The following is a 14,792-nucleotide window of genomic DNA, read 5'->3' as shown; positions in this document are numbered from 1 at the left end:
CCACTCAGGTTTCTTTAGATAGGTTCTGATCCATTTACTCTAAACACAGGCAGATAGCCTGTGTTTTTTTTTAGGGCATTAAGAAAAAATATTGAAAATAGAATGAGGTGTTTAAGAGATGAAATCATTAAATGAACAAGTAAAGGACAATTGGAAAAAGAATATCACTCTTTTTCTAGGCAGTCAGACGATATCCCTCTTTGGTTCGTCCTTGGTTCAGTATGCCATCATGTGGTATATCACGTTGAATACACAGTCGGGTGTCATGATGACGATATCCATCGTTTGTGGTTTCGTGCCCACCTTTATACTCTCCCCCATCGCGGGGGTATGGGCAGACCGCTATAATCGGAAATTGCTGATCATTCTTTCGGATTCATTGATTGCCATTTCAACGCTGATATTGGCCATCTTGTTTCTAATCGGCTACGATGAGCTTTGGCTGCTTTTCGTCATGTCCGCTGTCCGGGCGATCGGAACTGGAATCCAGACTCCAGCAGTCGGGGCCATTCTTCCGCAACTCGTGCCAGAGGATAAGCTTACGAAGGTGAACGGGACAAATGGAAGCATTCAAGCGCTAGTGATGCTCGTTTCCCCCATGGTGAGCGGCGCGCTGCTCACCATGGCTTCAATCGAAACCATTTTCTTCATTGATGTGATTACAGCTGCAATTGCCATCTTCACATTGCTGGCATTTTTGAAAATTCCAGCACATGCTAAGGCATTACAAAAGCAAACAACCAGCTATTTCACCGATTTGCAAGAAGGATTCAATTATATCAGGAATCACGACTTTCTTAAGAAGTTCTTTATGTTTTTCGCATTTTTCTTCGTGCTTGCCGCACCTGTTGCATTTCTTACACCGCTTCAGGTCACACGTTCTTTCGGGAACGATGTTTGGCGGTTGACTGCGATAGAAATCACCTTTGCCATCGGTATGATGCTAGGCGGGATTTTCATGGCTTCCTGGGGAGGCTTTAAAAACAAGATCCATACGATGACACTTGCAAGCCTTATAATTGGTGCCTGTACTTTCGCACTTGGAATCATCCCCGTTTTTTGGATTTACTTGATCATCATGGGGGTAGTAGGATTGGCGATGCCCATCTTTAATACGCCGTCCACGGTCTTGTTACAGGAGAAGGTCGAGGGTGATCTTCTTGGGAGGGTATTTGGTGTTTTAGGAATGATCTCGACTTCAATGATGCCCCTGGGAATGCTTGTATTCGGCCCGATATCCGACATCATTAAAATAGAATGGCTGCTTATAGGAACTGGTTTATTGCTGTTCATTCAAGGTTTTTTCCTACTGGGCAGTAAAGTGTTGATCGAAGCCGGAAAACCGATTTCCAAAGATGCTTCCGAGTAATGGTACACGGAACGCCATGTCAAGATGAAGGTCATGGAGCCTGAAGGGAATTGGATTTTTTCAGCATGCACGTTATTTATTCTTGTAGAAAGATGATACCATGAAAGTCATCATTTGATTGGCAAAGGAGGAAAAGATGGATTTTTTGGGAAAACTATTTAATTGGATGGTAGTTATCGGAATGATTCTACTTATAGGACGATTGATTACGATGGCGTTCTTATTTCTGGAAATTCCATTTACGACCTTTTTTAAGGACTACAGTCTCATTTCGATCATCATATTAATAATAGGTGCAATTGGTCAGCAATTCACCAAGCCTCGTAAAAAGTAAAATGAGTTATCACCTTTCCTTTTCATGAAAAGGATCAGCTTCGAATTAACTAGACCGAGATATTCTAATTTCGGTCTAGTTTTTATTTGAAAAATGTTCCAGCCGATTACAGAAATCCGCTCCCTTTCCGCCGGCTGTCTGCCAAGCCGCATCAAAGCAAGCGCCTGCGGTGTCTCGTCCAGCCAGTTTTTCGGCAGGAGTGTCGCAAACAAAGTTGATTTGGAGCGGATGCTGCTTAGAAAAGCGCTCCAAGGGAGACCTCACAGGCGCCAAGACCGCCTGTGGAAAGCGAGTGCCTGGAGGCAACGTTCACATTTTACAATTGGCTTCGTTTTTTCGGGTCAGGCATTATTTATTCGCATCATTTTCACTGACAGGCATTTCTTGTTTAATTTGATTCATCCTGTTTTTTCCCCACTCATACATCATTTCAACGATCGGCAGCAAGGTCATTCCAAGGTCAGTCATCGAATATTCGACTTTTGGAGGGATCTCGGGATATACCTCCCGATGGACGATGCCGTCTTCCATTAGTTCACGTAACTGATTCGTTAAGATTTTATGGGATATTTTCGGGAAAAGCCTTTGAAGTTCACTGAATCTGTGTGGGCCTTCTACACCTAGATGCCATAGAATGACGATTTTCCATTTGCCGCTGAATATGGATAAAGTAAGTTCCTTTTCGCAATTATAATAGCCGTTTAGGATCTTTTCTTTGATTTCATCTCTTAATGTTTCTGACATGGACATTAGCTCCTTTTTTATTTTACCAGTAACCTTAAGGTAACCTCCGCACATTAAAGTGCATTCTTCACAGCGCCGATTACCAGCGTTACAATTTGAGTAGATCAGACAATTCAATTCAGGAGGCAATATATATGAGTAAAAAAGCATTACTAATTATACCACCAGAACGTTTTAATGAAGATGAATTATTTCAGCCGAAAGAAGTATTGGAAAATGCAGGAGTGGCAGTAACGATAGCTAGTACGAAAACAGGTGAAATAACAGGTGACTTTCAAGGCAAGGCTTTGGCAGAGGTGATCTTTTCTGAAGTTTCAGCCAGTGATTATGATGCAGTTGCAGTGATTGGGGGATCGGGTACGAACGATCATCTATGGGGTAACCAAGAATTGCAAAGTTTTTTGAAACAGGCGCATGAGCAAAAAGTTCTTGTAACGGGAATTTGTGCAGGTTCTGTTACTGTAGCGAAAACGGGTTTACTTTCTGGACGTAAAGCTGCTTGTTACCCAGTTGATGTTCAAATTGACGAATTGAAAGCCAATTCCGTTGAATATGCAAAACAGCATGTCGTTGCGCATGATGATATCATAACAGGTGATGGTCCGGATGGCGCAAAAGAATTCGGAGAAAGCTTAGCCGCAGCGTTACGCTAAATCTTATTTTACTGCTGACCCTAATATTCCCCATGTGAAACCCTTGGATTCTATACAATCCAAGGGTTTTTTTATTTGAAAAAGGAATGCGAACTTTAGACCCATAAATTTATCATTCGTTGGTGATTGACAAGGGGTGTATAGGTCTATAGTATGTTTATGTGGAAAAATAAAGTAAGTAATCGTAATTTAGGAAGGATCGATTTTGAGTATAGATTGAATCTTTGTTTTCACACATGTTAGCGAGAGTATTTACAGGTCAAATAAAAGGGGGAAATTATTGATGGGAAGTTCATCGATTGACAAGAAAGAAAAAGTAAAGAGAAGGATATCGCTCCGGATAAAATGGTTACTATTTATATGTACATCCATTTTTCTCGCGATAGTCGTATCCGTTTCGATAATGGGGGTAAAGGTGACTTCCATTTTTAAAGAAGATAGTACGTCCATCAACAAAAGCTCGGCCCAAAATGCAGCGGTACAAATCAATTTGAGCATGGCAACGTATGAAAATTCGCTAGAGCAATTATCACAGCTGGTTTCCAATCAGATAAAGAAGGGTGATTCAATCAAGGATATCCAAAAAACGTTAGAGGCTTTTCAAAAGAACAATGAGGATTTAATTTCCGTTTATTATATGGATGGATCGGATGGTTCCTTGTATGCTTCGCCCCAAATGGATTTCAATCAGGATGCTAGGGAGACTAAGACTTATACGCAGCTGACCGAAAGACCAGAAACGAAATGGATGGATGTGTATAAGGATGGAGTTTCGGGAATGATCATGACTTCCGTTGTCACGCCCGTTTTATCGGACGGGAAAATGGCAGGGGCCCTTGGTTATGATATCGACCTTGCGACAATCGGGAAAATGAGGTCAACCATCGAAAAGGGTTCTACCAGCAATCTGGTGATATTGGATTCACAAGGTTTTATCGTGAGTTCATTCATGAAGGATATGGACGGGAAGAATATGAATCCTGACAAAAGCGGCCTGGAAGAAGGTGTGGAGGATTTCATGACGGACACTGACCGATTCAATTCAGAGTTCAAGTGGGTGACCGACATGTATAATGGGGGCGACAAGGCGAATCAATCCTTGACGTTGGATGGTGAAGATTATACAGGTGAATTGAGTACGGTCCCTGAAGTGAACTGGAAGGTGTTGGCGCTCACTCCGGACAAAATATTGCAATCCAAGCTGGATGGCATTAATAGAATCGTAGTGATATCAGGTATTTTAGGTCTCTTACTCGGGATGGTATGTGCTCTTTATCTAGCAGGAAAGTTAACGAAAATCATGGCCGACTTCCAAAAAATCATAGAAAAGACGGCGAATGGGGATTTAGTGACCGAATTTGCCATTAAATCCAATGATGAGATTGGGGACTTAAGCAAAAGCTATAACTCGATGCTTGGGAAACTAAGAAGATTGGTTGAGAAGGTAAACGGCAATGCGGAATCGGTGACAAATGCCAATGCCGGTTTATGCCAAATAGCTGCTGAAAATAGTGCGGCCATTACAGATGTTTCACGCGCGATAGAAGAGATTGCAGCGGGTGCATCGAATCAATCTGAACAAGTGGAGCATGGTGCGGGCACGATCCAGGTCCTTAGTGGAGAAATCGATGGGTTATCAAAAAAATCGAAGGAAACCCAATCCGTATTGGAACTTGCATCTGAAAAAATAGAGTCAGGGAAACAAGAGGTAAGTGGTTTGGAAGCGTCATACTCTAAATTAGAAATGGCGTTTTCTGCAGTCACCAGCATGAGCTTAAGACTAGTGGAAAAATCAAAAACCATTTCCGATGTCACGAATGCCATTTCGAAAATATCGGAACAAACCAATTTGTTATCTTTGAATGCATCTATAGAAGCTGCAAGGGCAGGCGAGTCCGGCAAAGGTTTTGCTGTCGTGGCGAATGAAGTAAGGAGTTTGGCTGATGATTCAAAGGAAGCTACAAAAAACATCCAAGCAATCATCCAAAGCATTCTGTCAGATACAGAGGAATTGCTGAAAACGACCAATGAAACGAATCAAATCAGCAAGGACCAGAAAAATGCCGTGAACACGGTAAGTGAAGCCATGAAAGAGCTGGAGGAGTCCGTCGGGAAAATATCCAATTCGATTCAGGAAGAAACACGATCCATTGAAAGCATCAATCAACAAAAAGAAACGGTTATTAAAGTGATAGAAGAAATCACCGCCGTATCGCAGCAAACGACAGCTTCATCAGAAGAAATTGCATCATCGATGGAGGAACAAGCTGCTTCATCCAATGAACTTGCTCAATATACACAGCAGCTTACACAGTTAATAAATGATTTGGAGCATACGCTGGGGGAATTCCAGATAGAGAATAGGGAATAACAAGCGTTGCAAAAAGGGAGGCCATTACAGTGGTTTCCCTTTTTTGTTAGATTGCCATTTTTGAAGGGTGAATAGTTGAACGGGGTATCCCTCTTTAGTGGACAAAATCAATAGAAGTACAAAAGTACAATTTAGAGGAACGGGTCAATTGTCCATGCTTTTTTTACGAAGGGGAATAATATATAGGAATGGGACAAGTAGCACGGATATTCTAATGTTGTTCAATGGACAGCAGTTTTTGTTATTTCCAATGCTGCATGTCCAAAGATTCAATCTGAAACTAGAATAATGATCCTATGGAGCCTGCCTAGATGGAAAACGTGGACGATTGGATTGGTTAACGACAGCCAATGGATAATGTATTTAGAAGCTTGCACATTATTTTATGCGATAGATTCATAGAAACGAGGGGAATGCCATTTAGCTTTCCCCTTATTTACTTCTGCTAGATGATGGGTGATACCAATGGATTCAGGCTCCTAATCAAAAATCCATCGCCTTCGTAATCAATTTCCGTTTGTTCTGTGGGAGTCCGATGGGTCGATCAAAATTTTTATATCATGTAAAACGAGAATATCCTCGTGCTCATTTTTTGAGCTTGCCAAACTAAATGTGTTCTGTTTATGCCAAACCTCAAATACGTTTCCCCTCCCAAACTATGCTGCATATTTTTAATTGCCTGCAGGGCTTTATCTGTCATTTATATCCGGGATTCCTCTAATCTACCTTTACCCATTCTGCACAAAACAATAAAACTCTCTAGCGGCATAGGAATAATGATTTACGTTTAAGGTGTTTTATTGAATCGGACTGATGGTTTTTTTACAAAAACAGGCTAAAGGTTTCATTATTTTTACCGATAATATCGCTGTGGTGAGTACTAAGGCTCATTTATTTGAGTGGGTGATAGGATAGAAGATTCATATGATGGAATTTACTTGAACATCGTAAATAAATAAAAATATTTCAGCGTATAAAGGAAGGGTTAAAATGTTTAATGGAAAAATAATAAGCTGTATGATACTTACATTGGTATTCATGGTTAGTTTCACTTTTTTAGCCGGCTTAAAGGCCGAGGCAGCAGATCCTGTGCATACTGTACTTACTGGCGAGACGGTAGAATCGATTGCCAAGACATATGATATATCGGCTGAGCAATTGATGAAAACGAATGGTTTACCGGATGAAAAGTTATTTGCGGGCCAAAAGTTGACAATCATTCAAACGGCGTATACTCCTTCCATCTATCAATGGTCGGAGAGAGGTAAAAAAATTGCAAACTATGCGAAATCTTTTATAGGGTTTAAAAAGACAGCTGGAGAGGAGACGCCTGAAAAAGGATTTGATTCGAGCGGATTGATTCATTGGGTGCTTTCCCGGCAAAATGTGGCGGTCGACCGTTTGACAGTAGATGGTTTTTATAAGCAAGGGATGGATACAGACACTCCGAAAACAGGGGATATTATATTCTTTCTGGAAAAAGACAGCTTAAAAGTCGTGACTGCGGGTATTTATGTCGGCGAAAACCAATTTGTCAATTCTGGATATGGTGCAGAAACGGTTCAGGTGAGATCCACTACAGAAGATTACTTTGCAAAATACCAAGTGGCGTACAAAACATACACGCCTAAAGGAGAGCATATCGTCCAAGCGGGAGAAACGCTTAATAGTATATCGGAGAATTACAGCATTTCCATGAGTACGATCAAAAGCCGTAACGCTTTAAGGACGGATGAGTTGATGCAAGGGCAGTATCTTCAACTATACAGCAACCCGTTATATCCGTTTTATGTAAACCAGGAGGCTGCATATGATAAAGCATATGATGTCATCAAGTATGCATATACTTTACGCGGATTCACCTATGTTTTCGGGGGAGAAGATCCAATGACCGGAATGGATTGCAGCGGCTTCATTTATTGGGTCATGAAGGAGCAGGGCCTATCTGTAAAACGAGATTCCGCAGCGGATTACTTCTCATTGGTGCCCAAAATCGAAAATCCAAAAGCAGGGGATTTGGTATTTTTTAGGGACACAGGAACAAGGCTAGGTGTGACCCATGTAGGAATTTATCTGGGTGATGGCCGTTTTCTCAATACAACGGAAAACACCGGCGTTCATATTTCCAACCTTTCGTCAGGTTATTTTGCCGAGAAATTCGAAAGCTTCGGTCAAGCTGAAAGCCTCATCGAATAAGAAGGTCATTCAGCCTGTTTATATGCAAGCGTCGCTTTTTCAATGGCAGTAACGAACCGTTTAAACAGATCACAGTGATTGACCCTGTTCTTACTGGTAAAGTCATCCCCTTTGAAAAAGCTTTTTCTAAGCTTTGTGGAAAGTTCCAATTGCACGCCTGCACCCGTTTTGGATGTGTTGGTGATGTTGTTTCCGCTCATGCCTGAAAGGTGCTGCGGTGCATGTTCAGTTTGGAATCCAGCTTTGTTGAGGCATTGCTGAATAAGGTTCTTATATCGTTCGTTCCTTCCGCCAATGTAAACCAGCGCATTATGTACGTCGTAGTGGCCATGGATCGAAAGGGCGGTCTGAGCGTTCGCTGCCATTGAAACGCCGTTCGGTTCATTGAACAAGCGGGATGTTATATGGAGGACCTGGTTGCCCCTTGGTTTTAGGCCTTCGAATAGGTAGGTGCTTGCACAAAGTCTCTCTCCAAGTGCGGCTGCAACTTCGCTCGTACCTGGTTCGATATTCCCGCCATGAATGGCTAGAACTGCAATATAAGGATTCCTGTGATGAACGATGATGCGGTAATCAAGGTATTCTTGTTCATTTTCCTGTAGTTCAAAAAAATCAGTATAGCTATTTTCAATCATGGTTATCCTCCGTATCTGCAGTGTATTTAATCTTCCATACCCGTTGACGGCAAAATAAAAAAAGCGGGGATGCCCCAGCTTTTTTTATTCTTCGACAGTCGTATATTGTTCTATTTTCTTTTGCTCGTCGGGTGTTAACGTTTCTGTCCGTTTAAACGTATTCATTGTCACAAGCAGGGCCGCTACAAGAAGAACAGGTATAACCCAGCTTGTTATTTTTTTTACGATATTCATATTCAAAATCCCCTTATACATCGCTAAAATTCATATGATATTTAGAAAAGGAGGAACTGGACGGCCTGTTTATTGCTGAGCTTTCCAGCTTCCATTTCTTCTTTTATCCCCAGCTCCGGATATTTGTCCACTTTTCTCGTTTTTAACGAGTGCTTGAACCCCGCCATAATACATGGGGGAAATCTTCTGAATGACTTCATATCCTGAATCTTCCAAGTCGGATATTATCTCATCCGAAAGCCTGGATTCTGTATAAATCTTCTTTCCATCAAAGACGAACCGATTACGGTCGACGATATCCTGTAATGAGCCTTCATTTTCTGTATAAGAATAAAGAACCTGCATCAATACTTGTGGAATCCTATCACCGCCTGGTGAGCCGATCCCAATCGATTCCCGCCCTGGTTTCTTGAGAATGGTCGGAGCGGTGAAAGTTCTTGACCGTTTATATGCCTCTTGAGAGTTCAGGCCGGACCGGAAATTTTTCAATTGATCGTTAAGGAAAAATCCATTCGTATAATCCCCAGATCCGAAAAAGTTACTGAGCGTATTTGTTGCGGAAACGACAGTGCCATTCTTGTCCATTATCACAAAGTGTGTCGTACTTTCATGTTCTTCGGAACCATTCGATTCTTTATCTTCCCATTTTTCACTTTTGATCTTATTTTTAAGATTATCCAAATGAATGGGGGAGAGCAATTTTTCCGCCTTGGAGTGACTTATTCCATCTCCAACATGGGCGGTCCGATCTTGATAAGCAGTATCCGTGATGCCCCCCAAGACTTTCATAGAAGCTGATTTGCTTGAAGAATCACCCAGGTTCATTTCCTCGGCTAGCTTTAGCATTTCAAGAACTGTAATTCCTGAAAAGGGCGGAGGGGCGGTAAAAACATCATAACCGGCAAATGTTCCTTGGACCGGCTTACGTTCTTTCACCTCATAGCGCTTTAAATCCATCAAGTCGATATCTGATTCTCTTTTAATATCCCGCGCAATTTCCCCTTTATAAAAACCTTCAGGACCTTCCTTTTGAATCTGCTTCAATGTTTCAGCGAGTCTTTCTTGTACGAGGGTTTTGCCTGGTTCAATGGCATCACCATCAGGATAAAAAAGTGAAGTCGCATCGGAAGATATCCTTGGCTGAGCCGCTTTTAAGCGTGATGATAACGATTCGTCGACTTCAAATCCGCCTTCAGCCAAATCTATCGCCGGCTGAAGAAGATCTGCCATTGGTACGCTCCCATACTTATCACTAATAACCTGCATGCCGGCCACCAAGCCAGGAATCCCTGTATCGTGTCTTGAACTCGGGTCTTCTGGAGAGGATTCACGATAATCGATAAACTCGGGATCGCCGGATTCAGGGGCAATCAGCATACCGCCGCCGCCACCCACGCCAGATCCATAAGGTTCAACTACACCCAATACATAAGATACGGCAATGGCGGCATCCGCCGCCGTTCCGCCGTTTTTCAATATATCCATACCGACATCTATTGCGATTGGGTTCGAAGAACTGACCCCATATGATTGTTCCGTATTACTCTTTATCGGATCATTCGTGTCAGAAATAGGGGGTGTCTTCGAACATCCAGCAATATATATGAGTATGCTAAGGGATATGAGCACTTTTCTCGTCATACGGTTAATCATCGGTTGTTCCCCCTTTTCGTTGAGCTTCTAAGTTGTGTGTCTTCATTCTTCTAAAAGTAGTGACAAAGCGTTCCTTACTGAATGGGGTGTATTTCCTGTTGGTTAGCTTGGACTGCCTTTTTCTCTTGTGCAGCTTTCTTCTCTTGTGCAGCTTTCTTTTCCATTGCTGCCTTTTCCTCTAGTTCACGTTGTGCCTTATGGTCGATTACCTTCTTGTGATCCAAGGTAATCTCGATGCGATCCTCTTTTTTCGACCACTGGACTTTTTCACTCGTTTCCTTCGTCAATTGCCGGTAAACACGTGATTTGTCAATTGAAGAGGTAGCTGGCCTTGGTGTTGCTTCTTCAATTTGCAATGGTACAACATCGATTGTAGCTTTTCCGTCTTCCGCTAAATGGTATTGAACCATGGCTGAATCCTTTGTGCGTGTCCAGCCTTGATCGAATATGAAATTTCCTAAGCTATAGAAAATGATTCCATCTTTATAAACATCAAACGATTGAAGAACGTGGGGGTGATGGCCGATGATGATGTCAGCCCCCGCATCGATGATAGCTTTAGCCAAGTCTGTTTGACGGGCGGTTGTAGATGTCGAATACTCCTGTCCCCAGTGCATATTCACCACAACCAAGTCTGCGTTGCCTTGCTTGGCACCTTTTGCTTTGCCGATCATTTCAAATAATAAATCAGGATTGGAGTTTAATAGTCCGGCTTTATCATTTTTTGACACGGCATCCTTACCGTAAACATCTGTGAAGCCAAGTGTTGCGACACGTACCCCATTAACATCCGCATAGTGGATGCTGTTTTTTGCTTCCGCAGAGTTCGAACCAACACCAACATAGTGCATATCCGCACTTTTGAATTCATCAATCGTGTCAAGAAGACCTTGTTCTTCATAGTCCATCATATGGTTATTGGCCAAAGACACCACAGAGAAGCCGGCATCTTTAACGGCTTTCACACCACTGGTATTCGAGTTTAACCGGATGGGTGTATCTGCTTCCTTGTAGTTAGATACATCTTCTTTTAAAGCGGTATGTTCATAGTTCCCACTGACATAATCCGAATTGGAAAAATAGGGCTTCATATACCGGAAGAGGTATTCGTACCCGTGCTTTTCCGTCACTTCTTCAACATAACGTCCCATCATCACATCACCGACCATTGTCATCGTAAATGGTTGATCGGAATTCAATTCGACTGTTTTCACTTCCTCAGCCCGTCCCATCCATGTGGTAATGACTAAAGCGATTAGTAATATAGGTAGTATGATTCCAGTGTATTTAAGATTCTTTTTCTTGGTGCGTTTAATAAAGATAAGTGTTTTTTCTTTTGCATTTAAAGTCCGTTTCATTTTTTGCACCTCAGAATAGGTAGTACACGTTCATTAAACCGAAAGTTAATCCGGATAATAAAAGCGTGCTGCCAAGTGTCAATGGCATTCCTTGTCTTTGTATGGTATTCGCAATCAATCCAGGTACGATTATACCGATTCCCCGAAACTCGAATATTTCAAAGGGCATGACGGGGTAGACTAAGTCCAATAGGAGTTTCAAGCAAATCCCGGTCACCATCATGGCGGCGAATTTTCTTCTTCCATATAAAATCACCCATCTTGAAAGGCCGTGAGTGACGATTAAATAAGTTACGACACTAATGATCAAAATGGTCAGCATGATTTCCCATTGATCAAATACTAATGCCAAATAACCTGGCACGATAAGTCCTGCGGGTACGACACCCGTCTTTTCTGAAAATATAAGGCTAAGCGTTACTCCCAGTACTAGGGCTACATATAAATCCGATCCAAACATTAAGGTTCCTCCTACTTAACTTGCTTTTTGCTTTGTTTTAGATTTCATGAATGCTTCAATTAATGGTTCCGCAGCACCGTGAATATTCCCGACACCGTAGACGATGCGATTTTTCATCAATGGGCGGAGACGGGACACGATTTCTTCAGTTGACCAGTTTTCTAAATCCCAATATTCTTTAGTATCCAATTTCCCTTGCTCGAATACCCTTGTAATCGGTGATGTGGTTTCACCAATGGCAATGACGATTTCAGATTTTATGTAAGGCAATACATCTCTAGCAAACTGCTCGGTACGGTCCACACGATCGGCACGGCAATTCATGATGACGATAGGAGGTTCTGTGCTGTATCCGAACGTTTTGACACGTTCCCATATGTTCAGCGTCGATGACGCATCATTTGCAGCAAAGCCATTGACAAAGAAAGTTGGCTGGATGGGATCTCCGAATTTGGTGATCCGCATGGCACCTGGATCGGGATGCGCATTCAACATGCCGCGAAAAGCCGTTTTTTCATCAATGCCCAAAGCTTCAGCAACGGCCAAGGCCAGTGATGCATTATCCGGAAATACCATATAGTCGAATTCACGCAGGAAGTCTTCCGATATTCTGGAATTGTCTGCAACGATCACTTTTGTGTTGCGTTCTTTGGCAATTTGCTTGAAAAAGTCCAAATATTCACTTTCGATGGTTATTAAGTGACCATTATGGGGAATGGTAGCAGTGAAGGCTTCAGCAACCTCATCCAAAGTCGGTCCCATGACATCCATATGGTCTTCCAATACATTCACGATGACCCCGATGTTTGCCTGGATCATTTTGTTTTGGAAGATTAGTTGATAGTCAGGCTGTACGGCCATGCACTCACAAACCAGTGCTTCCGTGCCTAAGTCGGCAACTTCTTTAACTACACGCCGTTGTTCTCCTATGTTGGGTCCTTCAGGGCGGCGTACAATCGGTTTTTCCTTGTCGGTAAACCAATAGATCATCCTTGCCGATGTTCCGGTTGTTTTACCTACTGTTTTGTATTTTGCTTCCTGGATCACACCTGTAATTAGACGCGTTACAGTCGATTTCCCTCGAATCCCATTCACATTCACACGTACTGGAATGGAGTCGAGACGCTTCTGATGGCGTTTTTGTTCAAAAATGCCATAACCAAGCAAAAAGATCGCACAAATAAATATTGGTGCCATTTTTTAACCTCTCTTTTTTTCAAATATTTGAATTACTGAATACACACTACATGATTTTAAACTTAATAGGCAAGAGCGAATTATTCTATTGTAATATAGTTATACTTAGCTTTTTCAAATAAATGTATATTGGGGTGTAATAGTATCTAATGGGATAAAATATTTTATGAGTACAAAGATATGGGGGGGAATCGAAGGAATCCATATTTTTTTTACACTAAATTATGGAAAGTTTAATAAAAACCCATTTTGGTCAGAATCAAAGTAGTTTTGTGAGCAATTGAACCTAATTCATAGCGACTATATTTGAATAATAATTATTTATAAAAAGTGATGTTTATTACAGTTTATTAATTGTTTATACCCATTGTTTGACATAAACTTAATAATTTTTATGCATTTGTCATTCAATGTGAAATATTGCATCTAATGACTCAATTAGTTGAACTCTTTTGAATTGGATAAAGATGAGTAAAAGAACACATCTCTTTTTTTTGATATTATCCAGTTTTTCTCTTAGTAAATACCCATGGGCCTATAATTGAACTTTTACCTAAAACATGAAATAAACTAAAGTTAACCCATTTCTTTTAAAAAATACCTAGTTTCTTCTATAGATATAGTGTTTATATAAGAAAAAATAAAAAAGCCCAGAAGCATATCTGAGCTTTCGGACTGTATCTTTCTCTTTAAAAACGTTCCAGTTGATTTCAGAAATACGCTCCCTTTCCGCCGATTGTCTGCCAAGCCTCATTAAAGGAAGCCACTGCAGTGTCGCGGCTAGCCAGTTATTCGGTAGGAGTGTCATAAATTTCTTCATTCCAATAAGGATTACAGTAAAAACATGAAAGATAATCTAATCTTGTTTAAAAACATGGCTGGGATAAGACCGTACCGCCCCCGTTTGTCGACAAACCGAAAGCTCAGAAGCATCTGAGCTTTCGGCTTATATGTTGTAAATGAATGGAATGGTGACGATTCTCTGTATATCTAGGAGCTTTAACGTTTGTGGTTCTTGAGCTACAGCAGGGGTAGCTGATTACGGAAGGAAGCAGGTTAACTGGATTTCTTTCTGTCAGAAATCTCAAGGTTGGAGCCCTTTTTACCGCCATCAATCACATAAAGTCTAGGAGCTAATCTCCTTCTTTTTCCTTGATTGTCAGGATTCATCTTCATATAATTTTCGTATTCTTTGCGAAAGAATTCTTCGGTTTCCCGTTCCAGTGCTTTTCTTTCGTTAAAATCTGCGATGAATTTGAAAAAACGTTTCATATGAATTCCTCCTTATGGGGTTAAAAGGTCTTAGTTTAATAGTAACATATCATTGGTTGATTTTAACCTTTTTTTACAAATTTGGAGTGAAAATTATGTTCTTGTGTGAATAAAGTTGTGAATGGTTTGATTCGAGAGAATGCATGCAATCGATATTTACTGAGCATATGGGCCCATGCATGGTGTTGAAAGGAAAGGTAAGGATTTGTTGGTATTGGAAGTATTCATTACTTTAGTTAAAATATTCCTTTAATTATATTCATTATACACTAAATATTCTGAAAACAAAGGAAAATTATCAATTCCAGCCGCTTTT

The 14,792-nt window shown here is 41.2% G+C and carries 14 protein-coding genes; 5 read left to right on the top strand and 9 right to left on the bottom strand.

Annotated elements, in window-relative coordinates; translation table 11 throughout:
- Positions 1 to 118 precede the first annotated feature (118 nt).
- A complete protein-coding gene (locus ACIQYG_RS03190) occupies positions 119 to 1,369 on the top strand; it encodes an MFS transporter (RefSeq protein WP_402835436.1) in 1,251 nt (416 codons plus the stop codon).
- Between the two features lie 136 nt (positions 1,370 to 1,505).
- Entirely contained in the window at positions 1,506 to 1,703 is a 198-nt protein-coding gene (locus tag ACIQYG_RS03185; protein WP_402835435.1) for a hypothetical protein, read from the top strand.
- 75 nt (positions 1,704 to 1,778) lie between these two features.
- On the opposite strand, the gene ACIQYG_RS03180 is transcribed toward ACIQYG_RS03185, so the two are convergent.
- Together ACIQYG_RS03180 and ACIQYG_RS03175 are read right to left on the bottom strand one after the other, a co-directional pair.
- Complete coding sequence (locus ACIQYG_RS03180; protein ID WP_402835434.1) at positions 1,779 to 1,967, bottom strand: hypothetical protein; 189 nt, start codon at positions 1,965 to 1,967, stop codon at positions 1,779 to 1,781.
- 84 nt (positions 1,968 to 2,051) lie between these two features.
- A complete protein-coding gene (locus ACIQYG_RS03175; protein ID WP_402835433.1) occupies positions 2,052 to 2,447 on the bottom strand; it encodes a winged helix-turn-helix transcriptional regulator in 396 nt (131 codons plus the stop codon).
- 134 nt (positions 2,448 to 2,581) lie between these two features.
- Here ACIQYG_RS03175 and ACIQYG_RS03170 point away from each other — a divergent pair, with 134 nt between their 5' ends.
- The 3 genes from ACIQYG_RS03170 (at position 2,582) to ACIQYG_RS03160 (ending at position 7,667) form a co-directional block, all read left to right on the top strand.
- Positions 2,582 to 3,100, top strand: a complete 519-nt coding sequence (locus ACIQYG_RS03170; protein ID WP_402835432.1) for a DJ-1/PfpI family protein — start codon at positions 2,582 to 2,584, stop codon at positions 3,098 to 3,100.
- A 283-nt stretch (positions 3,101 to 3,383) separates the two neighbouring features.
- Entirely contained in the window at positions 3,384 to 5,471 is a 2,088-nt protein-coding gene (locus tag ACIQYG_RS03165) for a methyl-accepting chemotaxis protein (RefSeq protein ID WP_402835431.1), read from the top strand.
- A gap of 990 nt (positions 5,472 to 6,461) precedes the next feature.
- Positions 6,462 to 7,667 carry a C40 family peptidase gene (locus ACIQYG_RS03160; RefSeq protein ID WP_402835430.1) on the top strand — a complete coding sequence of 402 codons (1,206 nt, stop codon included), beginning with the start codon at positions 6,462 to 6,464 and terminating at the stop codon, positions 7,665 to 7,667.
- 5 nt (positions 7,668 to 7,672) lie between these two features.
- Here the strand turns inward: ACIQYG_RS03160 and ACIQYG_RS03155 are convergent, their stop codons facing one another.
- The 7 genes from ACIQYG_RS03155 to ACIQYG_RS03125 form a co-directional block, all read right to left on the bottom strand.
- Positions 7,673 to 8,302 (bottom strand): poly-gamma-glutamate hydrolase family protein, encoded by a 630-nt coding sequence (locus tag ACIQYG_RS03155; RefSeq protein WP_402835429.1) that lies wholly within the window; start codon positions 8,300 to 8,302, stop codon positions 7,673 to 7,675.
- An 84-nt stretch (positions 8,303 to 8,386) separates the two neighbouring features.
- Positions 8,387 to 8,536, bottom strand: coding sequence for a CapE family protein (locus tag ACIQYG_RS03150; RefSeq protein WP_176474433.1), 150 nt, complete (start codon positions 8,534 to 8,536; stop codon positions 8,387 to 8,389).
- Positions 8,537 to 8,605: 69 nt separating this feature from the next.
- The gene (locus ACIQYG_RS03145) at positions 8,606 to 10,189 is read right to left on the bottom strand and encodes a gamma-glutamyltransferase family protein (RefSeq protein ID WP_402835428.1); all 1,584 of its coding nucleotides are present in this window, start codon (positions 10,187 to 10,189) and stop codon (positions 8,606 to 8,608) included.
- Positions 10,190 to 10,263: 74 nt separating this feature from the next.
- Positions 10,264 to 11,547 (bottom strand): CapA family protein, encoded by a 1,284-nt coding sequence (locus tag ACIQYG_RS03140; protein WP_402835427.1) that lies wholly within the window; start codon positions 11,545 to 11,547, stop codon positions 10,264 to 10,266.
- Positions 11,548 to 11,557: 10 nt separating this feature from the next.
- Positions 11,558 to 12,007: a poly-gamma-glutamate biosynthesis protein PgsC gene (pgsC, locus tag ACIQYG_RS03135; RefSeq protein ID WP_048687555.1), complete on the bottom strand. Its 450-nt coding sequence runs from the start codon at positions 12,005 to 12,007 to the stop codon at positions 11,558 to 11,560.
- 15 nt (positions 12,008 to 12,022) lie between these two features.
- Entirely contained in the window at positions 12,023 to 13,204 is a 1,182-nt protein-coding gene (gene pgsB / locus ACIQYG_RS03130) for a poly-gamma-glutamate synthase PgsB (protein WP_402835426.1), read from the bottom strand.
- A 1,056-nt stretch (positions 13,205 to 14,260) separates the two neighbouring features.
- Positions 14,261 to 14,476 carry a hypothetical protein gene (locus ACIQYG_RS03125; protein WP_214770800.1) on the bottom strand — a complete coding sequence of 72 codons (216 nt, stop codon included), beginning with the start codon at positions 14,474 to 14,476 and terminating at the stop codon, positions 14,261 to 14,263.
- Positions 14,477 to 14,792: the final 316 nt, after the last annotated feature.

The organism is Peribacillus sp. NPDC096622 (genome assembly GCF_044762665.1).
Lineage (GTDB): Bacteria > Bacillota > Bacilli > Bacillales > DSM-1321 > Peribacillus > Peribacillus frigoritolerans_B.
Note: the sequence above shows the minus strand (reverse complement) of the source record. Positions and strands in the feature narration are given on the sequence as shown.